Origin of the sequence: Chryseobacterium panacisoli, from assembly GCF_008274625.1 — a bacterium.
GTDB classification, from domain to species: Bacteria; Bacteroidota; Bacteroidia; order Flavobacteriales; family Weeksellaceae; genus Chryseobacterium; species Chryseobacterium panacisoli.
The window spans coordinates 550,578-576,644 of sequence record NZ_VTRU01000002.1 but is presented as its reverse complement, the minus strand read 5'-3'; the positions used below and the strand labels follow the sequence as shown (position 1 = coordinate 576,644).

The following is a 26,067-nucleotide window of genomic DNA, read 5'->3' as shown; positions in this document are numbered from 1 at the left end:
TACCGAATCTCTCTCGTTTTTCAGTGGGGCAAAGATAACAACTTATAACAACGCAAAACAACTTTATTTAACATAAATTTTACCTTTACGTAATATTAATCCCTAATCCACTGGAACGCAGGAACAAAAATTTTAAACATTTGTTTGGAAGAATGAAGGATGGGTTGGAGAGTGGGAGAATTTGAGGGTTGGAGCGTGAAGGGAATCATGGGTAATGGTAATGGGTAACGAAAGATACATTCTACTATATAGGATAAAAAATAAGTTGGGCTAAAGCCATAGGAAGAGGGAATGCTTGATGAAAACGGGCTAAAGCCCGTTCCTATTGAATGAATATTGGTTTAACCGCAGAGGGCACGGATTTTCGCAGATGATCATGGAGAGCTTTTGATGAAAACAGACCAAAGACCATTTCTATTGAATTGGTTTAACCACAGAGGACACAGATTTGCGCAGATGATCATGGAGAGCTTTTAATGAAAAAAGGATAAAATCATTCCTATTGAATATAATGAACCTGTATTAAGCAGAACTCCAGAAAACGTAACGCGAAACCCGGAACTCGAACCCCGGAGTCCACAACTCATAATTCATAACTCATAATTTATAATTCGTCTCACCCCTAGCCCTGATAGAAATGGGTACCCCACAGCTTGTCTTTGAAAGGAATCGGGTTGGATGTGGGAAAGCACGGGCGCGAGGAGTATGAATGGATAGCAGGAAAATGCTCCTGAAAAAAAAAATCATATATAATATAAGATATATTTTCCGAGATGGTTCCAAAAAAAAACATTCCGTAAGAATCCTAAATGTGGGACTCCTACGGAATGGGTATAAAACGAAGTTATATTTTAGTTCAGAACGTATGATGTTCCGTCTCTTCCGTCTTTTAACTCGATTCCTTCTGCAAGCAATTTATCTCTGATCTGATCTGAAAGATCAAAATTTTTGGATTTTCTAGCCTGATTTCTCAATTCGATCAAAACCTTCAGGGTCTGATCAAGCTTTTCATTATTATTTTCTTCTACAGTCTGCAATCCTAAAACATCAAAGATAAGGGCATTTAATGTTGACTTTAGATCTTCAAGATCTGCAGTTGAAATTGTTTCTTTACCATCGTTCAAAGCAAAGATATATTTCACTGCTTCAAACAGGTGAGCAATCAGGATTGGTGAATTGAAATCATCTGTTAAAGCTTCATATGCTTTATCTTTCCATTCTTTCAGACTAAAACCGGATTGTTTGGTATCATAAGGGGTAATTGAGTTCAATACTTTCACCGCTTCCATCAATCTGATGAATCCTTTTTCGCTGGCTATCATTGCGTCGTTTGAAATATCCAAAACACTTCTGTAGTGTGCCTGCAGGAAGCAGAAACGTACAATTGAAGGGTGGAAAGGTTTTTCAAAGAAGTCATTATCTCCTGTAACCAACTGCATCGGAAGGATATAGTTCCCTGTAGATTTGCTCATACGCTGAGAATTCATTGTCAACATATTGGCATGCATCCAGTAGTTTACCGGTGCTGCATCATTACAAGCTTTTCCTTGTGCAATTTCACATTCGTGGTGAGGGAATTTAAGGTCCATTCCTCCTCCATGGATATCAAATGTTTCACCTAAATACTTCGTACTCATTGCAGTACATTCAAGGTGCCATCCTGGAAAACCTTCTCCCCAAGGGGAATTCCATCTCATAATGTGAGCCGGAGATGCTTTTTTCCACAATGCAAAATCCTGCGGGTTTTTCTTTTCTCCCTGCCCGTCAAGGTCTCTTGTATTGGCGAAAAGTTCTTCTATATTACGTTTTGAAAGTTCGCCATAGTTCAATCCTCTTTTGTTGTATTCTAATACATCGAAGTATACTGAACCATTGCTTTCGTAAGCAAAGCCTCTTTCAATCAGCTTTTGAGTCAATTCAATCTGTTCTACAATATGTCCTGTTGCTGTAGGCTCGATATTGGGTGGTAAAAGATTGAACATATCCAGGACTTTATGGAAATCCACTGTATATTTCTGTACAATTTCCATGGGCTCCAGCTTTTCAAGTCTGGTTTGCTTTACGAATCTGTCGTTATCTACATTCCCATCATCGGTAAGATGCCCAGCATCAGTAATATTTCTTACATATCTTACTTTATACCCCAAATGGGTCAGGGTACGGTAGATAAAATCGAAGGAAAGGAAAGTTCTCACGTTTCCTAAATGCACATTGCTGTACACTGTAGGTCCACAGACATACATTCCGACATTTCCTTCTAAAATAGGTTTGAATATTTCTTTTTCCGCTGTAAGGGAGTTATATATTTTTAATTGCATTTATTTTTAAGTTAAAAGATTTAATAGTTTTAAAGATTCAAAAATTAGTTAAAAATTACTTTTGTCACAACAAATAATTGTTGTGATAAAAATCTTATTTGAAACTTTTTTAAATTTTATCATAATTAAATCGCTTTTAAATGATGTTGTAGGTGATCTACATAATCATTAACAATAAACTCCAATGTAAAAACCTGAGATTCTGTTTTGGTTGTATCACAGGTTCTCTGTAATGCTTCATCGGGAATATTTTCTACTACATGAACAATCTGATAGTTCAAAGACTTCCACAGATCAATAAGATCAAAAGTAGGAACATTCTGATAATTCTGAGCTTTTACCCAGATATTCTGATCATATACGATATTTTCGTTCTCTTTATATTGGGTTACGACAAATCTACGGATATTTGTTAAAGCACTGTCACAAAGATGGCCTATAATTTCTTTTTTAGACCATTTTTCTTGAGAGCTTTTGTATGACCATTCTTCTTCAGGGATATTTTGAAATCTCTGAAGTTCGGCATCAATAATATTTTTAAGAATTTGGTAGTTCATTGATTAATAATCTAGTTTTGCATGGCTTCCTACGTAATGCAGGAATTCCTGTCTTGTAATAGGATTTGTTCTGAAAATACCACTTAGCTCAGCAGTAATAGTAGAACTTGCTGTATCTTTTATTCCTCTGCAGTTGACACAAAGGTGTTTTGCATCAATAATACAAGCAACGTCTTTTGTTCCCAAAGCTTCTTTCAAAGCATCTACAATCTGCATGGTAAGTCTTTCCTGAACCTGTGGTCTTTTCGCATAATAATCAACAATTCTATTGATTTTTGAAAGGCCTATTACTTCTCCATTGGAAATATAAGCAACATGGGCTCTTCCTATGATAGGTAAGAAGTGATGTTCACAGAAAGAATATACAGTGATATCTTTTTCCACCAGCATCTGGCGGTATTTGTATTTATTGGAAAAAGTGGAAATTCCCGGTTTATTTTCGGGAAGAAGTCCTCCGAAAATCTCGTTCACATACATTTTGGCAACACGTCTGGGAGAATCTTTCAGAGAATCATCTGTCATATCCATACCCAATGTTTCCATAATCTCGCCAAAAAGCTCAGTAATTTTTTCTATTTTTTCCTGTGGCGATTTATCAAAAGCATCTTTCCTTATAGGCGTATGTTCTTTTCCTGTGAAAATATCATCGTCGTTATCAGTAAAATCAACCATTTTTATTTAATTTGCAGCAAAAATACGGATAATATCTATTTCTCTATTTCAAATAAGGTGAAAAACATTATCTTTTATAGCCATTTCTGATTAAAAAGCCTATGATTATTGTCGAGGAAGTACAAAATAAACACCATAAAAGGGAATTTCTGGAATTCCCTGCTCAACTTTATAAACACGACAAAAATTATATCCGTCCTTTAGATAAGTATATTGAGGAGATTTTTGATCCTGAAAAGAATAAATTCTTTAAAAATGGAGAGTGTAAAAGATTCCTATTTAAAAAGAATCATAAAACGATTGGTAAAGTAGCTGTTTTCATTAACCATTGTTATGAGCAGAAGCAACCTACCGGGGGAATTGGTTTTTTCGACTGTATCAATGATCAGGAAACAGCCAATTTTATTTTTGACTATTGTAAAAACTGGCTTCAGGAAAAAGGAATGGAAGCTATGGACGGCCCAATTAATTTTGGGGAAAGGGACAAATTCTGGGGACTTCTCATTGAAGGGTATATTGAGCCTTTGTTTGGAATGAATTACAATTTCCCTTACTATAAAGATCTTTTTGAAAATTATGGGTTTGAGATTTATTTTGAGCAGCTTTGTTTTACCAGACCTGTTTTTGCAGAGGTTTCGAGGATCTTTACCATTGCCCATGAAAAGAACAGAAGAAATCCTGCTATTTCAGCCCAGCCTATGAAAAAGAATAACCTGGCCAAGTTTGCAAAAGATTTCACTGAAGTCTATAATAAGGCATGGGCTTGCCACGGGGAAGGAAAACATCTGGAAGAGGCAAAGGTTCTGAAAATGTTCAATACCATGAAACCTATTATCAATGAGCATATCTCCTGGTTTGTATATGAAAATGAGAAACCGATTGCCATGTGGATCAACATTCCTGACCTCAACCAGTGGTTTAAATATTTGAATGGAAAGTTCGGACTTTTTGAAAAACTCAAGTTCTTGTTCCTAAAACGATTTAAGAAGAATGAGAAAATGGTTGGACTTGTTTTTGGTGTAGTTCCGGAATGGCAAAAAAAGGGTATTGACGGATATATGATCTGGGAAGGAACCCAGTATTTGAGAAAACATACGGATTTTAAGATTACAGAACTACAGTGGATTGGTGATTTCAATCCTAAAATGATTAAGATTGCAGAAACTCTGGATACCACAGTAACGCGAAAGCTGGCTACCTACCGGTATCTGTTTGACAGAAATAAGGAGTTTGAGAGACATCCTATATTATAAAATAAACCCCTGTGAAAATTCACAGGGGTTCCTTCATTTTGGTACTTTTATTAGAATAGCTCACCAGCTACTTTTTTGATGTTATCACTCTTTCCCATTGAGTAAAAGTGCAGAACAGGAACTCCAAAATCCAGCAATTCTTTGCATTGAGCAATGGCCCACTCTACTCCGATCTGCTTTACAGCCTCATTATTTTTTGCATTTTCTACCTCATTGATCAGCTCTTCGGGAAGATCTATTTTGAAGACCTGCGGAAGGATTTTCAAATGTTTTTTGGTCGCAATGGGTTTTATCCCCGGAATAATAGGAACGGTAATTCCCATTTCTCTTGCTTTCTGAACGAATTCAATATACTTTTTATTGTCGAAAAACATTTGGGTAACGATATAATCTGCTCCGGCATCTACTTTTTGTTTCAACCATTTCAGATCGTAATTCATGGAAGGGGCTTCCATATGTTTTTCAGGGTATCCGGCAACACCGATGCAGAACTTATTAAGCTCATCACAAACCTGCTCTTCATTATGAAGATATTTTCCTCTTCCAAGATTATTGATCTGGTCCACAAGATCCATAGCACTCGCATGTCCTCCCTGGGTAGGTTCAAAATACTGATGTCCTTTCATAGCATCTCCTCTTAGAGCCATCACATTATCTATCCCGAGATACATACAGTCTACCAACAGATATTCTGTTTCTTCTTTCGTAAATCCTCCACAAAGAAGGTGTGGTACTGTATCAACATTATATTTATGCTGAATGGCAGCACAAATTCCTAAGGTTCCAGGGCGCATTCTTGTGATGCGGCGTTCCATCAGACCATTTCCTTTGTCCAGATAGATATATTCTTCTCTGGATGTTGTAACATCAATGAAAGGTGGTTTGAATTCCATCAACGGATCTATATTAGTGTAAAGGTCTTCAATCCCGATTCCTTTTTGTGGCGGAACAACTTCTAAGGAGAACAAAGTTTTTCCATTTGCGTTTTTAATGTGTTCTGTTATCTTCATGTCAATGTTAATCTGCTAAATTGGGTGACAACCATTTTCTCGCTTCCTGGATGCTACAACCTCTTCTTGCTGCATAATCTTTAAGCTGGTCTTCTGTAATTTTTCCTAATCCGAAATATTTGGCATGCGGGCTTCCGAAATAATATCCGGAAACGGATGCTGTTGGAAACATGGCAAGGCTTTCTGTAAGGAAAACTCCTGTATTTTCTTCCACTTTTAAAAGATCCCAGATTGTTTTCTTTTCCAGATGGTCAGGACAAGCCGGATATCCTGGCGCCGGGCGCACTCCTTTGTATTTTTCAGCAATAAGCTCTTCGTTGCTTAAGTTTTCCTGATTGGCATATCCCCAGTATTCTGTTCTTACTTTTTTGTGTAAGAATTCAGCATAGGCCTCTGCAAAACGGTCGGCCAATGCTTTTACCATAATGGAATTATAGTCATCATTAGCTTTTTCATATTCACTGGACAATTCATCGGTTCCAAATCCGGTGGTTACACAAAATGCTCCCACGTAATCAGTCTTTCCTGAGCTTTGAGGAGCGATAAAATCACTTAGAGCCAGATATTCTTTTCCTTTTGATCTTTGAGCCTGCTGTCTTAAGGTTAAGAACTTAGCCTGTTCATTATTATTTTCATCAAAAATTAAGATATCATCAGATTCGTTTGAATTGGCTTTAAAAATTCCGAAGATGGCTTTTGCCGTCAATAGCTTTTCATCGAGAATTCTCTTTAGAATAACCTGAGCATCCTTGAATAATTCTTTCGCCTGAGCTCCTACCACCTCATCTTCCAGGATATTCGGATATTTACCGTGAAGATCCCAGCTTCTGAAAAACGGTGACCAGTCGATGAAAGGAAGAAGTTCCCTCAAATCCTGATTTTCGATAACCTTTATTCCTATAGAGTTCGGGGTGAAAATTTCTTCATTTTCCCAATCTATTTTAAAATGATTTTCTCTTGCTTCTTCTATGGAAACATAATCTTTATCAACCTGTCTGTTCAGGAACTTTTCTCTGAAGTCGGAATAGTCATTCTTTAAATCTGAAACATATTCTTTATTTCTGTCACCCAATAATGAACTTACTACGTTTACAGCTCTTGATGCATCATTCACGTGAACGACTGCATTTTTATATTTTAAATCGATTTTCACTGCGGTATGCGCCTTTGAAGTTGTAGCACCCCCAATTAATAGAGGAAAATCTAAATTTTGTCTTTCTAATTCTGAAGCGATATACACCATCTCATCCAAGCTTGGTGTAATCAACCCGCTTAATCCTATAACGTCTACTTTTTCTGCAATAGCTGTCTGAATAATCTTTTCAGCAGGAACCATTACTCCAAGGTCAACAATCTCATAGTTATTGCACCCCAGAACAACGCTCACAATATTTTTACCGATATCATGAACGTCTCCTTTTACAGTTGCCATTAAGATTTTACCATTAGCCGGTCTTGATCCGTCTTTTTCTGCTTCAATAAAAGGCTGTAAATAAGCCACCGCTTTTTTCATTACCCTTGCTGACTTTACAACCTGAGGTAAGAACATTTTTCCGCTTCCAAATAAATCTCCTACAACTCCCATTCCGGTCATCAGATTGATTTCTATAACATGAAGTGGTCTTGCTGCTGATTGTCTTGCTTCTTCTACATCTTCTTCAATAAAACGGTCGATACCTTTTACCAGTGCATACGTAATTCTTTCCTGTAATGGATTGTTTCTCCATTCTAAATCTTCGGTTTTTTCTTTTTTAACCGATTTGTGCTTTTCTGAATAATCGAGAAGTCTTTCTGTAGCATCTTCTCTTTTATCCAGGATTACATCTTCTACAAGCTCAAGTAATTCTTTATTGATCTCGTCATAAACCTCCAGCATCGCTGGGTTTACAATACCAATGTTCATTCCTGCCTGAATGGCGTGATAAAGAAATACTGAGTGCATGGCTTCTCTCACGGTATCATTTCCACGGAAAGAGAAGGAAACATTGCTCACTCCTCCACTTACGGATGCATAAGGAAGATTTTGTCTTACCCAGCGTGTAGCTTCAATAAAGTCGATGGCATTTCTTCTGTGCTCATCCATTCCCGTTGCCACCGGAAAGATATTCAAGTCGAAAATGATATCTTCTGCCGGAAAGCCAAGCTGGTTGACTAAGATATCATAAGAACGTTTTGAAATTTCAATTCTCCGGTCAAAACTGTCAGCCTGCCCTACCTCATCAAATGCCATTACAATAACTGCAGCTCCGTATCTTTTAATCGCTTTGGCATGTTTGATAAATTCTTCCTCGCCTTCTTTTAAGCTGATAGAATTTACCACACATTTTCCCTGCGCTACCTGAAGACCGGCTTCAAGAATTTCCCATTTGGAAGAGTCTACCATGATCGGGATTCTTGCGATATCCGGTTCAGAGGCGATTAAGTTCAGAAATTTGATCATGGACGCTTTTCCATCAATCAATCCATCATCAAAGTTAACATCCAGAATCTGGGCACCTCCTTCTACCTGATGGCGGGCAATATCTAATGCTTCAGAGAATTTTTCCTCTTTGATCAGTCTTAAAAATTTTTTGGACCCGGCAACATTCGTCCTTTCACCAACATTGATGAAATTACTCTCCGGCGTTATGATAAGAGGCTCAAGGCCTGATAATCTTAAATATTTCATTTTATTCTTCTAAAATATAGTAGGCATTATTGGCATTCTGTCTCAATAAATCCCTATGCTTGCTTAAAGCTGTCAACAATGGAAATCTTTTATATGCCAGATCATATTTTCTGGCAAATTCTTCAATTTCCTCTGTGATCTCGTTGTAATACATATAACTGTAGTTTGGAAACAGATGATGTGCTACATGAAAATTAAAATTTCCCAACATATTCCTTACCAACCAGTTATTTTCTTTTAAATCATTGGTCACTTCAAACTGATGACGAAGCCAGCTAAACGGCAGACCATTTTCTTTATTTAATTTTGGAAAGGCATTATCAGGAAGCGGATGCAAAGGCAGTAAAACAAACAATGCAAAAATACTTGCTGAAATTACCTGTAAAAACCACGCTCCTAAAGCCAACCCTATTGATACTTTAAAGAACATCACAGGAACTATAATCTGATAAAAGAAATAAAACAGCTTATAGTTTATCATTTTTACTTTCTCTGCAACAGGTATTCTTCCCTGGGTCTTTAAAATCACTCTTTCCTTATCAAAGAAGTCTCTGAAGTCTCTTATAAACATCCAATTGAACAAATACAACGGATATACTAAAAAGAAAAACTTATCCTGATACTTCTGTACTCCTTTTGCTTTGATCCAAGGTACGATTAACAGTAATCCGCTTTGCTCAATATCTGTATCCCATCCATCCACATTAGGATAGGCATGGTGACTTGCGATATGTCTTTTTTTCCAGATATAGGAGTTGGCCCCTATAAAATCAAAAATGTGCAGGACTAAATTATTCAGCTTTTTACTTTTATAAATATTATTATGGGCCGCTTCGTGGATTAGATTTAAATAAATTAAAACCAAAGAAATTCCCATGAAAACAAAACTCAGAATATAGATCCAATGTTTTTCAGCATTCAAAACAGCCAGAAAATACAAACCAATATAGATCAGCGGCAGTACCACCGCTTTGATCTGAATGTAAATATCTCTGTTCTCAGAAATGGTTTCTACTCTTTGGTTCACTTTCTTTCTCAACTCATTAAATAATCTGACATCCTCCGAATCTTTTAAGTAAATTGGCTTTTCCATTATATTTAACTTTGTGGTTTACATAAAGTTACTATTTATAATTTAGCCTTCATTCTTGATTTTAATTAAAAAAATCTATCAAATCACACAAATTCCTTCAATTTTCTTGGTGGATATTGCTCTACCAGGTCAGCAATCGCTTTTATATGCTCAGGAGTTGTCCCACAGCATCCACCGATAATATTGATCAATCCTTTTTCCACATATTCTTTGATCTGTCTTGCCATATCTTCAGGAGTTTCATCATATTTTCCGAAAGCATTAGGTAATCCTGCATTCGGGTATGCTGAAACGTAGAATTCTGAATTATGAGCCAGAGTTTCAAGATAAGGAGTCAGCTGATCTGCTCCCAATGCACAATTGAAACCTACACTTAATAAATTCAGGTGGGAAACAGAGATCAGAAAAGCTTCTGCCGTTTGTCCGCTCAACGTTCTTCCTGAAGCATCGGTAATGGTTCCTGACACCATGATCGGAATTTTTATTCCTCTTTCATCCTGTAGTTCATCAATGGCAAACAAAGCAGCTTTTGCATTCAGGGTATCAAAGATGGTTTCTACCAAAAGAATATCTGAACCTCCGTCCAATAATGCTTCACACTGCTGCTTGTAAGCGACTCTCAATTCTTCAAAAGTGATGGCTCTATATCCGGGATCATTAACGTCCGGACTTAAACTTGCTGTTCTGTTTGTAGGCCCTATAGATCCTGCTACGAATCTCGGTTTGTCCGGATTTTTCGCGGTATATTCGTCACAGGCTTTTCTTGCAATTTTTGCAGATTCATAGTTCAGTTCGTATACCAGATCTTCCATGTGATAATCTGCCATCGCAATGGTAGTTCCTGAGAATGTATTGGTTTCAATAATATCGGCTCCTGCTTCCAGGTATTTCTTGTGCACTTCTTCAATCGCCTGAGGCTGTGTGAGAGAAAGAAGGTCATTATTTCCTTTTACCGGATGCTCCCAATCCTTGAAACGCTCTCCACGATAATCTTCTTCTTCAAACTTGTATCTCTGAAGCATTGTTCCCATAGCTCCGTCAAGAACGAGAATTCTCTTCTGAAGTTGGGCGTTGAGTGCTGAAAGCTGAGCGTCTTGCATATTATTTTTCATTTTCTATCAATTTGTAACAGTTTATAAATCCGCTGACCAGTTTTTTACATAAGAGGATTTTTTTATTGATTATTTTAAAATCTTCTTTAGAGATATATTGTTGCTCTGAAGCCCAATGGAATTGAGATTCCAGTTTATAAAGAGATTTCCCGGCAATATGTAGAAACTGTAAAGTATCTTCGGGATTCTGCCTTTTACTTCCTTCCGTTATATTGAACGAAACGGAAGTTGCCAATCTTCTTATCTGGCCCGTTAAAGCCAATAATTCTTCTTTAGGAAATTTGGTGGTGAGGATATACGTTAGATTAACCAACTTTCTTCCTTCCATCCAAATTGCCAATTCTGTGTAGTTTCTATCCATTTGGCTCTTCATAAACTGTCAACGATTAACTAATCTAAAGCCTGTTTCAGATCTGCGATGATATCCTCTACATTTTCCAAACCTACTGAGCAACGAACCAATCCTGCCGTAATACCTACCTCATTCCTTTCCTCATCTGATAATTTAGAATGGGTTGTAGATGCCGGGTGGGTAACGATCGTTCTTGTGTCACCTAAATTAGCAGACAGCGAACACATTTGGATCTTATCTAAAAAGTTTCTTCCGCCTTCTATTCCGCCCTTTATTTCAAATGCTACGATATTTCCTCCAAGCTTCATTTGCTTTTTGGCTACTTCATAACTGGGATGGGATTTCAGGAATGGATATTTTACCAGTTCAACATTCGGGTGGCTTTCTAAAAACTCAGCTACTTTCAATGCGTTCTCACAGTGCTTTTCTACACGGATCGCCAATGTTTCTAAACTTTTTGATAATACCCAGGCATTAAAAGGAGATAATGCAGGTCCTGTGTTTCTTGCGAAAAGATAAATTTCTCTGATCAGATCTTCTTTTCCTACTGCTATTCCTCCCAGCACTCTTCCCTGCCCGTCAATCAGTTTTGTTGCTGAGTGTACTACGATATCTGCCCCATATTTTATCGGCTGCTGAAGATAAGGTGTTGCAAAACAGTTGTCTACAATAAAGATAAGGTTATGCTTTTTTGCAATCTGTCCGAAAAACTCAAGATCCAGGATTTCAATAGCCGGATTGGTAGGAGTTTCAAGATATAAGATCTTTGTATTGGGCTTGATATATTGTTCAACATTCTCTGCATCTTCTGCTTTGAAGTAAGAGGTTTCAATATTCCATTTCGGGAAATATTTGGTAAATAAAGTATGTGTAGATCCGAAAACTGACTGGCAGCTGACGATATGATCTCCGGCATTCAATAAAGCAGCAAATGTAGAATAGATGGCAGCCATTCCCGTTGCAAAAGCATATCCGGCTTCTGCCCCTTCCATTTTAGCGATTTTATCTGTAAATTCTGTTACGTTTGGATTAGAGAAGCGGCTGTATAAATTTTTAGGTTTTTCTTCTGCAAAGCTTGCTCTCATATCCTCGGCATCCTGAAATATAAAACTGGAAGTAAGGTATAATGGGGTAGAATGCTCATCAAACTGGGTTCTTTCAGTCTGGGTTCTTATTGCTGATGTTTCAAAATTTTCCATATAGTTTTAATTTAAATAATGCACAATGTATCTGTGGTCCGTATTTTAAACGTGGTTAAATAAATCTTTCGGCATTGATACATTGCACATTTTACTTTGTACAAATTATTTTGTTTCACTTACTCTTAAAATATCTCCGAATACTCCTCTGGCTGTTACCTGTGCTCCGGCTCCGGCTCCCATAATAACAATAGGATTTTCGCCATAGCTTTCTGTGTAAATCTCAAAAATTGAATCGGAGCCTTTTAACTGTCCTAAAGCTGAAGTTGCCGGAACAGAAATCAGTTTTACATCTAACTCGCCTTTATCTTTCTGCAGATCACCATGCAAATCACCCACATATCTCAGTACATGTCCAGGCTCCTGATTTTCTTTTATTTTCTGATACTCTTCGTCCAGTTCTTCAAGTCTTGAAAGGAATTCCGATTTTGAAACCTCAAGCAGACTTTCCGGAACCAGATTTTGAATCTTGATATCTCCGAATTCATTGATTAAGTCTAATTCTCTTGCCAGAATCAATAATTTTCTTGCTACATCATTTCCTGATAAATCTTCTCTCGGATCCGGTTCTGTGTATCCTTTTTCCAAAGCTTCGTTGATGATGGTTGAAAATTTATCGTCTCTCAAAGAAAAATTGTTGAAAACATAGCTTAATGTTCCGGAGAATACTCCTTTTATTCTCGTGATATTTTCTCCTGAAAGGTGTAATAATTTGATGGTATCAATTAATGGTAAACCTGCTCCCACATTGGTTTCGTACAGATAACGCCTGTTGTTTTTATTCAACGTATATCTTAGTTTTCTGTATTCTTCAATCGGAAGGGTATTAAAAATCTTGTTTGAAGAAACCAGATCGAATCCGTTTTCTGCCAAAGCATGATAGTTTTTCACAAAATCCTTACTTGCTGTGTTATCTACAACAATAAGGTTCTCCAGCTGGTTTTCGTTGGAAAAATTAATTAGCTCCTGAACACTCGAAGGATGTTCTGCAGTTAAAACCTCATCATTCCAATTCGCATCAAATCCTTTTTTGTTGAAAGCGATTTTCTTTGAATTGGCTACTGCCACAACTTTAAGGTCTATTTTTTTGCGTCTTTTAATCTCTTCTGAAGATTCCAGAACCTGCTCTATCAAAGTTTTTCCTACATTTCCGTGACCAATGATCGCCAGATGAACGGTTTTGGGCTTTTTGAAAATTTCAGATTCTATGATGTTTTTTGTTTTTTCATCCTGTGAAGAAGTTACGACAATGTTGACTCTGTTTTCTCCTGCCACCTGGTTTAAAAGCAATGGGAAAACATTGTTTCTTGCCAGCTCAGCAAAGACTTTATTGAAATCTTCTGCCACAAAACCGATCACAGAAACATTATTGATACTATAGATCTGAGAAACTTTTCCAGATTTTCTTTCTGCTTCAAATTCATCAATAAGACAAGCTACTGCTTTTTCTGCATCATTTGCCTGAACCAAGATAGAAATCCCGTTTTCTACGGCTTGCTGGGAAATTACTCCTACACTGATACGCGCTAAGGTAAGCGCTTTAAAAATTCGTCCGTCAATCCCGATTTCTCCCAAGAAATCTTCTCCTTCAAATTTGATGATTGATCTGTTCTTCAAAAATTTTATTTCGTTAGCATTTTTCATTACTTCTGTAAAATGTTTTTAATGATATTATTTAATTGTTGATATTCCATTAGGAAGGCATCATGCCCGTGTATAGATTGGATCTCATGATAAGAAACATCCTTATTTTTCTCTTTTAGGTTTTCAAAACACATTCGGATTTCAGAAGCAGGAAAGAATAAGTCTGTATCTACGGAGATCATGTGCATTCGTGCCTCTATTATCTCCAGTGCTGTTTCTTCAGTGTTTATATTCATTAAGAGATGATTCATCAGTCTGTATGCTTTTAAACTAAACCTTTCGTTTAGTGCATTACCATGATAAACCAACCAGTCTTCTGATTCCAGGCGTTGCTTGTCCTGGTTATATTGATTTTGAAATCTGTCATTGAGCGACTGCGGCGTTCTGTAACACAGCATAGCATGAATTCTTGCTTTTTGTAATGGTTCTTCTTTATCATTCAATAAAAATTTCTGAACCAGGCATTGTGCATGAAGCCAGTCGTGTGTTCTGTAATCACAGGCAATGGGAATAAATATTTCTGCGAGATCCGGCTGCTTAGCAAGCATTTCCCAGGCAATCCCTCCTCCCAGAGAGCCTCCAATAATGGCGTATAGGTTTTTGATATGCAGAGCTTCAAGCCCTTTCAGAAATATCGCAGCGATATCTGCAGGTGTGAAATCTTCATAGTTTTCAATTAAAAAATCATCATATCCGTTTCCGGGTATGTTGAAGCACAGAACTGTATATTGATCGGTATCAACCACCTGATTGTTTCCTGCCAATTGTTTCCACCAGCCTTTTTCACCGGATACATCTGAGTTTCCGGTAAGTGCATGATTGATTAAAATAATGGGTGCTGTAAACAGGTCTTTCCCAAAGAGCTGATAGCTCAACGGGATATCGTATTCCTTTTGGGAATAAGTTTGATACGAAAGATTTATATAGTTTAGTTCTGTTTTCAATTCTATTATATTTTAATACAAATACAATTGAAAATGCCACAGGAAATGGCTGAAAAGAACTTCAGTAAGTTATCTGTCCAAAATACTTTGGTAGAACGTAGCACCTTCTTTGCTTGCGCAAAGGGTTGCTAAGGTTTCATAGGGTCTAATCCCTCAACCTTTCTTGATAACATTTTCAATATTTGAATGAACGAATGATGCAAAGGTAGTTCTTTTCTTTTAATTTCAAAAAAAAATTATTTTAATATTTAAAAAAGCCTTTAAATACAAGTATTTCAAGACCATGTTAATAATTGTTCAGATGAAAAAAATTGGAATTATTTTTCAAAAAAACTAACTTCGTATGGAAAAATGATGAGATATGACCGCCGAAAAAGAAAGATTACAAGATACCAAATGGAAAAACTGGGGACCGTATGTAAGCAACCGACAGTGGGGAAATGTACGCGAAGATTACAGCTCAAACGGGAATGCCTGGGATTTTACCAATCATCATAATGCCGAGAGCTATGCTTACCGCTGGGGAGAGGAAGGCATCGCTGGAATTTCTGACGTAAAACAATTGTTCTGTTTTGCTTTTTCATTTTGGAACAGAAAAGATAAAATGATAAAAGAACGGTTCTTCGGACTGAGCAACCCTCAGGGAAATCATGGTGAAGACATCAAAGAAATCTTTTATTATCTGGATAATACACCTACTCACAGCTACATGAAAATGGTGTACAAATATCCTATCAATGAGTTTCCTTATGATGAACTTCTAACGGAAAACGGAAGACGAAGTAAAAAGGAACCGGAATATGAGATTTTCGATACCGGAATTTTTGATAATGACGAGTATTTTGATATTTTCATTGAGTATTGTAAAGCTGATCACAACGATATCCTGGCCAGAGTAACCGTCTGTAACCGAAGCCAGCATGATGCTCCCATTGTAGTAGCCCCTACTGCATGGTTCAGAAACAACTGGAAATGGGGATACAATACTTATAAAGCAGAAATGAATGCTTCTCAGGACGGAAGTATTAATATTGGACATGACAGCATTTCTATCAAAAAATTCTATTCCCGACATTCAAACGCACAAAGTATATTTTGTAACAACGAAACCAATACGGCCAGGCTTTACGGAACTCCTAAAACGGAGGGAATGTATTTTAAAGATGGCATCAATAATTTCATTATTCATCAGGGAGACACTATAAACCCTGAAAAAAAGGGTACAAAAGCTTCTTTTCTGATTGATGAAGTTGTAGAAGCAGGAGAATCTAAAATTTTTGAATTCAGACTATGCCCTGACGAAACGGATGCACCGTTTGAAAATTTTGATACTATTTTTAATATCCGCCAAGCTGAAGCGGAAGAATTTTATAATGACATTCAGAATGATACCGTCAATGAAGACGAAAGAAATGTTCAGAGACAGGCTTTTGCCGGGCTTCTCTGGAATAAACAATTCTATCATTACAATATCGGAAAATGGCTGAAAGGTGATCCCAACTTTGAAGCACCAAGAAACTTCAATGAATATGTAAGAAATACGGAATGGAACCACCTTCACAATAAGGACATTATTTCTATGCCTGACAAATGGGAATATCCATGGTATGCTACCTGGGATCTTGCTTTTCACTGTGTTCCTTTTTCTATCATAGATGCAGAATTTGCCAAAGGGCAACTTTTATTGCTTACTAAAGAATGGTACATGCATCCTAACGGACAACTTCCCGCCTATGAGTGGAACATGAGCGATGTGAATCCGCCTGTACATGCATGGTCCTGCTTCCGTGTTTTTAAGATTGATGAAAAGAATAATGGCAAACCGGATTTGCTATTCTTAGAGAAAGTTTTTCAGAAGTTGTTACTCAATTTTACATGGTGGGTCAACAGAAAGGATAAAAATGGTAAAAACATCTTTGGTGGAGGTTTCCTTGGTCTTGATAATATCGGAGCCTTTGACCGGAATATGGAATTAAAAGACGGTCAACATCTTGAGCAGGCAGACGGAACAAGCTGGATGGCGATGTATGCATTGAATATGATGCGTATTGCCATGGAACTTGCCCAATACTATCAGGTATATGAAGATATGGCGATCAAGTTTTTTGAACATTATCTTTATATCGCTGAAGCTATGGAAAATCTGGGTGAAGGAACGAAAGGTTTGTGGAATGAAGAAGACGGATTTTTCTACGATGTATTGCAACTTGGAAACGGAGACAGTGTTTCTTTGAAATTAAGAAGTATTGTTGGCTTAATTCCATTATTCGCGGTAGAAATTGTAGACCACAGGTTGTTGGAAAAGATGCCCAATTTTAAAACCAGAATGGAATGGATTCTAAAAAACAAACCGGAACTCACCAAGCTCGTTTCTCATTGGGATGAGGAAGGCCAGGGCAGAAAACATCTGATGAGTATTTTACGTAAAAACAGATTAACAAAAGTTCTCACAAGAATGCTTGATGAAAAAGAGTTTCTAAGTTCTTACGGAATCCGTGCGATGTCTAAAGTATATGAAGAAAATCCTTTTGTATTCTCTGTGCATGGAGCTGAAAATATGGTATATTATACTCCCGCAGAAAGCGACAGCCGGATGTTTGGAGGGAACAGCAACTGGCGCGGCCCCATATGGTTTCCTATCAATTTCCTGATCGTGGAAAGTTTACAACGTTTCCATTATTATTATGGAAACAGTCTTAAAGTAGAACTCCCAACAGGAAGTGGCGACAAAAGAAACCTTGATGAAGTGGCCCAGAATATCAGCAAAAGGCTTTGCTCTATATTTTTAAAGGATGAACATGGGCAAAGAGCTTTCAACGGAGGCAATCCGAAATTTAATTATGATGAACATTTCAGAGATTATATTACCTTCTTTGAATATTTCCATGGAGATAATGGCCGTGGTGTAGGTGCTTCCCACCAGACAGGATGGACTGCCACCGTGGCGAAACTGATAAAGCCTAGACTTACCTTCTAATCAGCAATGAATAATAGGTAATGAATAATAGGTAATGAGCCATAAAAAAGCCGGATGAATCATCCGGCTTTTCCTATTTTTTTAATAAGAGATTAAATTTTTTCTCCGTTCACATAGACTTCATATCCGATTTCTACATTCGGTTCCAGCGTTTTTGATACGGAACAGTATTTTTCAAAAGAAAGCTCTGCTGCCTTTAATGCTTTTTTAGGATCAATTTCTCCTTCTAAAAGGAACTTAACATTAATGGATTTAAAAGGTTTTGCTTCATCTACCTGTACTCTTTCACCTTCTACTTCTGCCTGAAAACTTTTGATATCCTGACGCTGCTTCTTTAAAATAGAAACCACATCAATTCCACTGCAGCCCGCGACTGCCATCAGTACACTTTCCATTGGAGAAACGCCTTTTGCTCCCGGCTGGGAAGTATTATCCAAAAGAATAGAATTCCCTTGTGCATTTGTACATTCAAATAAAAAATCGTCGTTTATTCTGTTAAGTGTAATTTTCATTATTTATTGCTTATTGCTTCTGCAAAGTTATAAAATTCCTCTCGCTTTTATCTCAAGATATTTATTAATAACATCGATATTCAAATTTTCCGGAAGTGTATATACGGTATAGATTCCATATTTGCGAAGTTCCTGAATGATCAGTTTCTTTTCAAATTCAAATTTCTCAGCAATGATCTCATCATAGATTTCCTGCATATTTTCAGGATTTTTGTTGATCAGCGTCTGCAATTCCGAATTTTTGAAGAATACAACTACCAGCAAATGATTTTTAGCAATTCCACGTAGATATTTCAGCTGCCGGTTCAATCCGTCCAATGTTTCAAAGTTGGTAAAAAGCAGAATTAGGCTTCTTTGATTAATGGAATATTTTACATCCTGATACAAACGGTTGAAATCACTTTCAAAGAAATCTGTTTTAATATTATAAAGTGCTTCGGAGATTTTTTTAAGCTGTCCTGATTTATTATCGGCGGCAATTTTATTTTCAGCTTTCTTGGAAAAGGTCATCATACCGGCTCTGTCTCCTTTTCTCAAAATAATGTGAGAGAGTGCCATTGTTGCATTAATGGAATAATCCAGTAAGCTTAATCCATTGAAAGGCATTTTCATAGTTCTTCCTTTATCAATCAGCATAAAAATACGCTGTGATTTTTCATCCTGAAACTGATTAACCATCAAACGGTTCGTCTTTGATGTCGCTTTCCAGTTGATCGTTCTGATATCATCTCCGGGAACATATTCTTTGATCTGCTCAAATTCCATGGTATGTCCCAGCTTTCTGACTCTTTTGATTCCACCCAATAAAAATTCACTTTGAATGGCCATCAGCTCATATTTTCTGAGATGGATAAACGATGGATAAGATGGCAACATAGCATCCTTCTGAAAAACAAATCTTTTTGAAATCAAACCTAATGGTGAAGATGCATAAATATTCAAACCTCCGAAATGATATTCTCCTCTTTCCTTAGGTTCTAATGAATATTGAAAGAATGTATTTGCACCTGAAGCAATCTGCTTTTCAATCAAAAAGTCTCTTTTCTGAAACTGGAACGGAATTTCATCAATAATCTTAGTGGATATGGTAAAGCTGTAATTATTTTTAATATCAATTTTCACAAAATTCTCATCTCCGTTGGAGAGTTTTTCCGGCAGAATTCTTTGAACCTGTAATGCATTCTTTTGATTAAAAAGCAACAGAAAATCTACCATTGCGGCCAGAAAACAAATCAGGAGTGCGATATGGGCTGCCCACATCAGTACCGGAAAGAAAAATGCCAGGACATACAGAATCCCCACTCCGATGAGTGTAAAAAAGAAACGTGTATTGATGTATAAGTTTTTCATTAGTTGGGTTGCAGGTTGCAGATAAAAGGTTTTAGGTGGACGTTTATTAGCTTGATCTCTTTCATTATTATTCTTGGAGAGCGTTTATTAAGCCATTCAACATTTTAGATATTTCAATAATCCTTTCATTTAATTCTAAGTACTCACTTTCATGTAAAAAGTTAAGATTTTTTGAAATAATTAATTGTGTTTCCACTTCTGCACAACTGCCTCTTGATATTTTTAAAAATTGTAGATAATCTGGTTTACTTCGTCTTGAGTTTCCTTCGGCAATATTAGATGGTATAGAAACTGCAGCTCGTCTGATTTGTGATACTAATCCATAGATTTCAGTTTTAGGAAAAGCTTCAGTAATTCTATAAATTTCAGTCACAAAATCAATAGATTTTTGCCAGACTACAAGCTCTTTAAAGTTTGCCATATATAATAATTTTGTAACTATTTAAGCACTCACTCACTATCACCTGCTACCTGCCACCTATTATCTGCTCCCTACCTAGGAATCTCTATTCCTTCTAAAATCTGACGGATAATTTCATCTGCAGTAAGACCTTCCATTTCTCTTTCCGGAGATACAATTACTCTGTGTCTTAAAACAGCGTAGCTTGCTTCTTTAATATCTTCAGGAGTCACGAAATCTCGTCCTCTCAGAGCTGCAAATGCTTTTGATGCAGTAAGAAGTGCCAGTGATGCTCTCGGTGAAGCCCCCAGATATAAGAATTGGTTTTCTCTTGTGTTGATGATAATCTTCGCAATATATTCCATCAGCTGGCTTTCCACAATGATTTCTTTTACCAGATGCTGGTAGTTTTTCAGCTGTCCAGCTGTGATCACGCGGTTTACCCCTTCTGTTTTATCTTCTTTCTTACTTTCGTGCTGATTCTTAATGATCGCGATTTCCTGCTCAAGAGTAGGATATCCTACATTAATTTTGAATAAGAAACGATCCAGCTGAGCTTCCGGAAGTCTGTACGTTCCCTCATGCTCTATAGGGTTTTGTGTAGCGATAACAAGAAAAGGTTCTTCCAGAACATAGCGGGTCCCATCCATCGTAATCTGCCGTTCTTCCATTACTTCAAATAATGCAGACTGTGTTTTTGCCGGCGATCTGTTGATCTCATCAATCAGGATAAAATTGGAGAAGATTGGTCCTTTTTTAAATTCAAATTCTGAATTTTTCACATTGAATACAGAGGTTCCCAAAATATCGGAAGGCATCAGATCCGGAGTAAACTGAATTCTGCTGAAACCTACATCAATGGTTTTGGCTAATAATTTTGCGGTGATTGTCTTTGCTACTCCCGGAACTCCTTCAATCAAAACGTGACCGTTTGAAAGTAGTGCTGCCAAAAGATGTTCAATCATCTTCTCCTGCCCTACAATTACTTTTCCGATCTCAGATTTCACTTTCTCCAGGCTTGCACGAAGTTCAATCATATCGATTCTTGACTGAAACTGTTCTTCCTGTTTGTTAAGATTGATAGCGCTTTGGTTTTCTATATTTTGGTTATCAAAGTTTTCCATAATAAATTTTAATTTGCCGATCTAACAATGGTGTCAATGTAATAATTAAATCTTTTCCTAGAAAAGTCATTATCAGCATTGGTAATTGTTACATCATTATATTGTTGTATTATTTAAATATTTCATCAAGGAGCTTATTGATCCTTGTAAGGTCTTCCTTCATTACGCTGGCGTAAGGGTCCTGAGCTTTTTTCACAAGCGTTATTGCTTCATTGATCATCTCCATGGGTTTTCCGGTTTTCAGCTGTAATTTTTTTGCAAATTCTTCATCTAAATTCTGGGTATCTATCAACAGATCCATTCTCACTTTGTTCAGAAAATACTGTGCCTTCTTGGCCATCATATCATGAAAATCACCTTCCTGAAGATACAGATTTCCAATGCTTTTCACAAAATCCAGAGATGTATTCCTTAATGGCTCTGTTACCGGGACTATTCTCTGTTTTCTTTTGGCATTAAAGAAAATAAAAAGGATAAGCCCCCCTAAAAGCACCCACCAGGCATACTTTAAAGCCGGATTTGACAATACAAATCTCATAAAGAACCGTGATGTTGAACTCTTGCTGGATACAAACCAAATGGTTTCTCTATCCGGAAGATATGAAAACACATCCTGTGCATATTTGACGTTCCCGGGTTTCAGAAGATAATAATTGGTGAGAAAAAGAGGTTCGGTATGAGCATAAATATATCCTTTTCCAAACTTTACTTTGATAAAGTTGGCCTGATCGGTATTCTTTTTCTCCACCGTTTTTCCAAGGACTTCAACTTTAGGTTTAATGAATGAAAATCCTCTTCCCGATGGAAATTTGTCCAGCTTAGCAAAATCATTCTGATATTTTTTGTCGGTAAGTTTCAGTACATTTTCTTCTTCAAAAGAGATCTCGGAATCATAATATCCAATGCTGTCTGAAATTTCTTTCGGCATCCGAGCTACCATTAAGAATGCATCTGAACCTTCAGATACCTGGGTCAGGATTTTATTCCAGGATTCTTTGTCAAAATTATTTTCAATAACAATAATATTGTGAGGATCCTTTTTATGCTGACTGTAGTATTCATAGGGAATCTGTTCAATCTTCTTCAGATTATTTTTAAAAAGATTCTTAGCTTCATTATTAAAAACAAAGAGTCCGAACGGAGACTTTTCATTGATATCAAAATTCTTACGCCAGTCTGTCGTTTCTTTTTTGTTAACTTCAAGCAATGCCAGAACAATCATCACAATGACGAAAATTACAGCATATGTTTTGAAAGTTTTATTCATGGTTATTATTGTTATGGTTTAAATGCCTGATACTGATTTTTAAATTTCTGATAGCTTTCTTCTTCAATACTGAATTCTCCATACCAGACATAATCAAAAATATAAGACAGATTAGAAAAATCATTTTTCAGATGGAGAGCTTTCAGCTCTGTGGCATAATCTTTATTCGTTTTTTCCGGATTCCAGTTGATCAGTTTTTTGTCACTCAGTTTTTTAAGGATAAACAGAAACTGGTAACGGACCGCTGAACGGTAATCTCCTGCATGTTCAAACTTCGCAATACTTTCAGGGAAATTGATTTCATGGATATTCTCATGGAGTTCCTGCACATTGAGGTCGAGCTTTTTATTCTTTTTACCAAAAATAAAATTCCCGTCTTTTCCCATTATATATTTGATAATGAAATAAAGCAGAAATCCTACAAGGATAATCGCAAACAGACGGATAAGGACTGTTGTAAATTCTGCAGACTTAGTCAATGCTGTTTCACCAAAAATCCCCTGTATAATCTGATTGAGCTTTCGCATCAGCTTTTGAAAGAAAGATTCTCGCGGCTTTGATACCGAATAATCAAATTCATTTCCTTTATATCTTGATGGAATGTTTTCTTTGAATGTTTTTGGATAAGCTGCGTTCTCTGATACCGGGTTTTTCATCAGCACAGAATCTGCCCTCAGCATATTTCTGTAATGCCCGGTTGTATACAATGAATCTACCAGATCATCAGCAGGATTATCGTCCTGAGCCTGAACCAGCCCAAGAGAAAGAAAAAACAATAAAAAAAGGAAAATTTTATTCATTGATTCCAATCGTGTCTATTTCTGCAAGTTCTACTTTCTGATGAAGATCTGTTCTGCTGTCGTAATACATCAATCCCGCATTTACATACATCAGATTTGAAAGAAAAAATGAAATCAGCATTGAAACTCCATAGAATACAAAAAACAAAATACCGGCAGTTCCGGTAAAAGGGTTCTGCTCAAAATTTCCGTCCGGTGTAGAGGTAAGAAGCGATCCGTAAAAGAATATCATCGGAATAAATGTGAATATAGATGTTATCATGTAAATAATAATAAACATCACAAAAGCGGATCCCCAATATTTCCAGTAGGGTGATTTCTCACTCCCGTTCGGATAAGAAAACTGTGATCTTAATGCATAGCTCAAACTTCCCCAGAAACCCCTGTCCGAATTAAAATAATCATACATTAAAAATGTAGTGAAATTGAATATCGTTGGGTAAAGAAGCAGGATCAGAAACAATCCGATAATAATGAAAATAAGAAGGTAAGAAAACCCTACCACAAACAAAATCGCCGGGGTAACAATAAAGATCATCCCAAGGCACAGCTTAGCGATTCTCCCTGCATTGCTTTTAAAATCATTCAGAATTTCATCGGCTTTTATTTTTTGTGCACCTTGCGCAATTCTTTTTAAATAAAAAACGGGATACAGATAATTGACAATCATCAGAACCATAAAAAGCAGGAAAGTGAGTAATCCTACTGTAATCAGCATACCGGCATTATCCGAAAAATACTGTTCAAAATAATACGTTTCGCCTCCCAGATTGGAACCGAAGATCTGAGAAAAGAGTTCTTTATATCCGAAGATCATAACGGTTACCATTAAAATCAAAAGCAAGCCATTGATCAGAATATAGTTTTTAAAATAATTCTTCCCGTATATTTTGAAGAAATTAAAACTATCGCTGATAAAGTTTCCAAAATCTCTTTTTTTATACAATTGTATCATTGATGTGTTTATTAGTTTTTTTGTAAACAATAGACGGATATACAAAATAGTAAAATCCTATAATTGCCAGTGAGCCAAAAATAATGACCAGGTTCAGAAACAAAGGCATCTTCAAAGCATGTCTTGTAACGTAACCTTCTATAATCCCAGCACAAATAGTAAAAGGAACTGTACTTAAAAATATTTTAAATGAATCTTTAAATCCTTTTTTAAAAGAATTAAACCTTGAAAACGTTCTCGGAAATAAAATAGATGCTCCCAGGATCAGTCCGCACATTGCTTCCACAACCATTGCAAAAATTTCAAAAACTCCGTGAAGCCATATTCCTCTCGCACTGTCTTTCAATGCTCCGTAATCATAGAAAAAGTATTGGAAAGCGCCCAGCATCACACTGTTGGAGAGCAATGCAAACAATGTTCCTACTCCTCCTGCAATTCCGTAAATATACAGTTTTGCTCCTACCTGGATATTATTAAAAATAATCCCGATGGTACTTCCCCATGTGCTACCACTCTGATAAACTCCTACTGCATTATTATGCTTAATATTTTCAATGGTTTCATTTACGTAGCCTTCACCCAGAATAATATTGACAAAGTCTTTATCATAAATGGCAGAAAGCACTCCTATGGAGGTAAATAAAATGAAAAAGAGAAAAGCATACATCAGATATCTCCTATATTGATACATCAGCAGCGGAACTTCAGTTTTGAAAAAATAAACCAGCCTGTTCTCCTCTACCCTTTTCGTTTTATAGATCTTCTGGAAAATCTGGGCAGATAAATGATTCAGGTAAACTGTCGTATTGCTTTTCGGGTAATAGGTCTGGGCAAAAGAAAGATCATTGATCAGATTAATATACAATGAAGACAGGTCATCAGGATTTTTTTTAATTTTACCTTGAATAACCTGTTCTATTCCCAACCATTTTTCTTTATTTTGTTTAATGAAATAAACCTCTCTCATAATTGTTAAGGCTAAAATAATAAAAAATATGTCTCAAATTGCGATAAATACCTCACAAAATGTAAATATTAATTTTAATATTGCAGGCGTAGGAGAAAGGATGCTTGCCTTCATTATTGATCTTCTGATCAGGATTGCTTATGTGGTAATTATCCTGTATCTGTTCTTCAATGTTTTTGACCTGGGATATTTATTAAACGGCCTTGATGAATGGTCTATAAGAGCTGTATATGTTATTCTTACTTTCCCCATTTACATTTACCCTCTTGTATTGGAAAGCTTAATGGAAGGCCAGACACCCGGTAAAAAGCTGATGAAAATCAAAGTGGTAAAGATTGACGGTTATCAGGCCAGTTTTGCCGATTATATGATCCGCTGGGTTTTCAGAATTGTTGATGTTTCATTCGCCGGAGTTATAGGGCTTATCTCTATGATTGTTTCTAAAAACAACCAGCGCTTAGGTGATATTGCTTCCGGAACTGCTGTCATTTCCCTCAAAAACAATATCAACATCTCGCATACAATCCTTGAGAATATCCACGAAGATTATATTCCTTCTTTTCCACAAGTCATTGCTTTGAGCGATAACGATATGAGAATCATCAAAGATAATTATACCAAAGCGTTGAAAGTAGACGACCGCCAGATCATCAGTAAGCTGTCTGAGAAAATTAAAAGTATTCTGAAACTGGAAATAGATGCTACTAAAATGACGGAAAGACAGTTTATCAATGTGATTATTAAAGATTACAACTACTATACAGGGAAAGACAATTAAAGTCAATAGTCAATTTTGCTTCGCAAGTGAATTGTCAATCGAGAAGTTGCAGTATCATAAATTGACCATTGCTTATTGCTTATGCAAAGGTCGGTGCAATTTTTGTATCTTTAAT

The 26,067-nt window shown here is 36.6% G+C and carries 22 protein-coding genes and 1 riboswitch; of the genes, 3 read left to right on the top strand and 19 right to left on the bottom strand.

All coding sequences use genetic code 11. The features are described from left to right. Positions 1-851 precede the first annotated feature (851 nt). The 3 genes from cysS to folE all read right to left on the bottom strand — a co-directional run bounded on the left by cysS (position 852) and on the right by folE (position 3,547). A complete protein-coding gene (gene cysS, locus FW781_RS13125) occupies positions 852-2,318 on the bottom strand; it encodes a cysteine--tRNA ligase (protein WP_149387812.1) in 1,467 nt (488 codons plus the stop codon). A gap of 125 nt (positions 2,319-2,443) precedes the next feature. Beyond that, positions 2,444-2,875 (bottom strand): DinB family protein, encoded by a 432-nt coding sequence (locus FW781_RS13120; protein WP_149387811.1) that lies wholly within the window; start codon positions 2,873-2,875, stop codon positions 2,444-2,446. Between the two features lie 3 nt (positions 2,876-2,878). After that, positions 2,879-3,547, bottom strand: coding sequence for a GTP cyclohydrolase I FolE (gene folE / locus FW781_RS13115; protein WP_047376638.1), 669 nt, complete (start codon positions 3,545-3,547; stop codon positions 2,879-2,881). A gap of 101 nt (positions 3,548-3,648) precedes the next feature. On the opposite strand from folE, the gene FW781_RS13110 reads away from it, so the two are divergent. Then, positions 3,649-4,800: a hypothetical protein gene (locus FW781_RS13110; protein ID WP_149387810.1), complete on the top strand. Its 1,152-nt coding sequence runs from the start codon at positions 3,649-3,651 to the stop codon at positions 4,798-4,800. A gap of 50 nt (positions 4,801-4,850) precedes the next feature. On the opposite strand, the gene metF is transcribed toward FW781_RS13110, so the two are convergent. The 8 genes from metF to FW781_RS13070 form a co-directional block, all read right to left on the bottom strand. Then, on the bottom strand, positions 4,851-5,810 hold the full coding sequence (gene metF / locus FW781_RS13105; protein ID WP_123320601.1) for a methylenetetrahydrofolate reductase [NAD(P)H]: 960 nt from the start codon (positions 5,808-5,810) through the stop codon (positions 4,851-4,853). A gap of 7 nt (positions 5,811-5,817) precedes the next feature. Beyond that, positions 5,818-8,478 carry a methionine synthase gene (metH, locus tag FW781_RS13100; protein ID WP_149387809.1) on the bottom strand — a complete coding sequence of 887 codons (2,661 nt, stop codon included), beginning with the start codon at positions 8,476-8,478 and terminating at the stop codon, positions 5,818-5,820. Between the two features lies 1 nt (position 8,479). After that, positions 8,480-9,571, bottom strand: coding sequence for a fatty acid desaturase family protein (locus tag FW781_RS13095; protein ID WP_149387808.1), 1,092 nt, complete (start codon positions 9,569-9,571; stop codon positions 8,480-8,482). Positions 9,572-9,654: 83 nt separating this feature from the next. After that, positions 9,655-10,683: a homocysteine S-methyltransferase family protein gene (locus tag FW781_RS13090; protein WP_394349727.1), complete on the bottom strand. Its 1,029-nt coding sequence runs from the start codon at positions 10,681-10,683 to the stop codon at positions 9,655-9,657. After that, entirely contained in the window at positions 10,673-11,044 is a 372-nt protein-coding gene (locus tag FW781_RS13085) for a four helix bundle protein (protein WP_149387807.1), read from the bottom strand. Before FW781_RS13085 ends, FW781_RS13090 begins: the two co-directional genes overlap by 11 nt. 29 nt (positions 11,045-11,073) lie before the next feature. Further along, positions 11,074-12,234, bottom strand: coding sequence for an O-succinylhomoserine sulfhydrylase (locus FW781_RS13080; RefSeq protein ID WP_149387806.1), 1,161 nt, complete (start codon positions 12,232-12,234; stop codon positions 11,074-11,076). A 105-nt stretch (positions 12,235-12,339) separates the two neighbouring features. Further along, entirely contained in the window at positions 12,340-13,878 is a 1,539-nt protein-coding gene (locus FW781_RS13075) for an ACT domain-containing protein (RefSeq protein ID WP_149387805.1), read from the bottom strand. Beyond that, on the bottom strand, positions 13,878-14,822 hold the full coding sequence (locus tag FW781_RS13070; RefSeq protein WP_149387804.1) for an alpha/beta fold hydrolase: 945 nt from the start codon (positions 14,820-14,822) through the stop codon (positions 13,878-13,880). The genes FW781_RS13075 and FW781_RS13070 overlap by 1 nt, the downstream gene beginning before the upstream one ends. A 66-nt stretch (positions 14,823-14,888) precedes the next feature. After that, a riboswitch (SAM riboswitch) is annotated at positions 14,889-14,995 on the bottom strand. 188 nt (positions 14,996-15,183) lie between these two features. Here FW781_RS13070 and FW781_RS13065 point away from each other — a divergent pair. Continuing rightward, on the top strand, positions 15,184-17,799 hold the full coding sequence (locus FW781_RS13065; RefSeq protein WP_149387803.1) for an MGH1-like glycoside hydrolase domain-containing protein: 2,616 nt from the start codon (positions 15,184-15,186) through the stop codon (positions 17,797-17,799). A gap of 92 nt (positions 17,800-17,891) precedes the next feature. On the opposite strand, the gene FW781_RS13060 is transcribed toward FW781_RS13065, so the two are convergent. From FW781_RS13060 to FW781_RS13025, 8 genes are all read right to left on the bottom strand, one after another. After that, positions 17,892-18,311: an OsmC family protein gene (locus FW781_RS13060; protein ID WP_077413642.1), complete on the bottom strand. Its 420-nt coding sequence runs from the start codon at positions 18,309-18,311 to the stop codon at positions 17,892-17,894. Positions 18,312-18,338: 27 nt separating this feature from the next. Continuing rightward, complete coding sequence (locus FW781_RS13055) at positions 18,339-19,661, bottom strand: DUF58 domain-containing protein (protein WP_149387802.1); 1,323 nt, start codon at positions 19,659-19,661, stop codon at positions 18,339-18,341. Between the two features lie 67 nt (positions 19,662-19,728). Continuing rightward, positions 19,729-20,082, bottom strand: coding sequence for a four helix bundle protein (locus FW781_RS13050; protein ID WP_149387801.1), 354 nt, complete (start codon positions 20,080-20,082; stop codon positions 19,729-19,731). A gap of 71 nt (positions 20,083-20,153) precedes the next feature. Continuing rightward, positions 20,154-21,185, bottom strand: coding sequence for an AAA family ATPase (locus tag FW781_RS13045; protein WP_394349726.1), 1,032 nt, complete (start codon positions 21,183-21,185; stop codon positions 20,154-20,156). Positions 21,186-21,294: 109 nt separating this feature from the next. Continuing rightward, the gene (locus tag FW781_RS13040) at positions 21,295-22,452 is read right to left on the bottom strand and encodes a DUF4350 domain-containing protein (protein ID WP_149387800.1); all 1,158 of its coding nucleotides are present in this window, start codon (positions 22,450-22,452) and stop codon (positions 21,295-21,297) included. Positions 22,453-22,463: 11 nt separating this feature from the next. Beyond that, the gene (locus tag FW781_RS13035; RefSeq protein ID WP_149387799.1) at positions 22,464-23,252 is read right to left on the bottom strand and encodes a DUF4129 domain-containing protein; all 789 of its coding nucleotides are present in this window, start codon (positions 23,250-23,252) and stop codon (positions 22,464-22,466) included. Beyond that, entirely contained in the window at positions 23,245-24,207 is a 963-nt protein-coding gene (locus tag FW781_RS13030) for a DUF4013 domain-containing protein (protein WP_149387798.1), read from the bottom strand. The genes FW781_RS13035 and FW781_RS13030 overlap by 8 nt, the downstream gene beginning before the upstream one ends. Further along, positions 24,191-25,174 (bottom strand): stage II sporulation protein M, encoded by a 984-nt coding sequence (locus tag FW781_RS13025; protein ID WP_149387797.1) that lies wholly within the window; start codon positions 25,172-25,174, stop codon positions 24,191-24,193. Before FW781_RS13025 ends, FW781_RS13030 begins: the two co-directional genes overlap by 17 nt. 28 nt (positions 25,175-25,202) lie before the next feature. Between FW781_RS13025 and FW781_RS13020 the strand changes: the two genes are divergently transcribed. Further along, on the top strand, positions 25,203-25,952 hold the full coding sequence (locus FW781_RS13020) for an RDD family protein (protein ID WP_149387796.1): 750 nt from the start codon (positions 25,203-25,205) through the stop codon (positions 25,950-25,952). Positions 25,953-26,067: the final 115 nt, after the last annotated feature.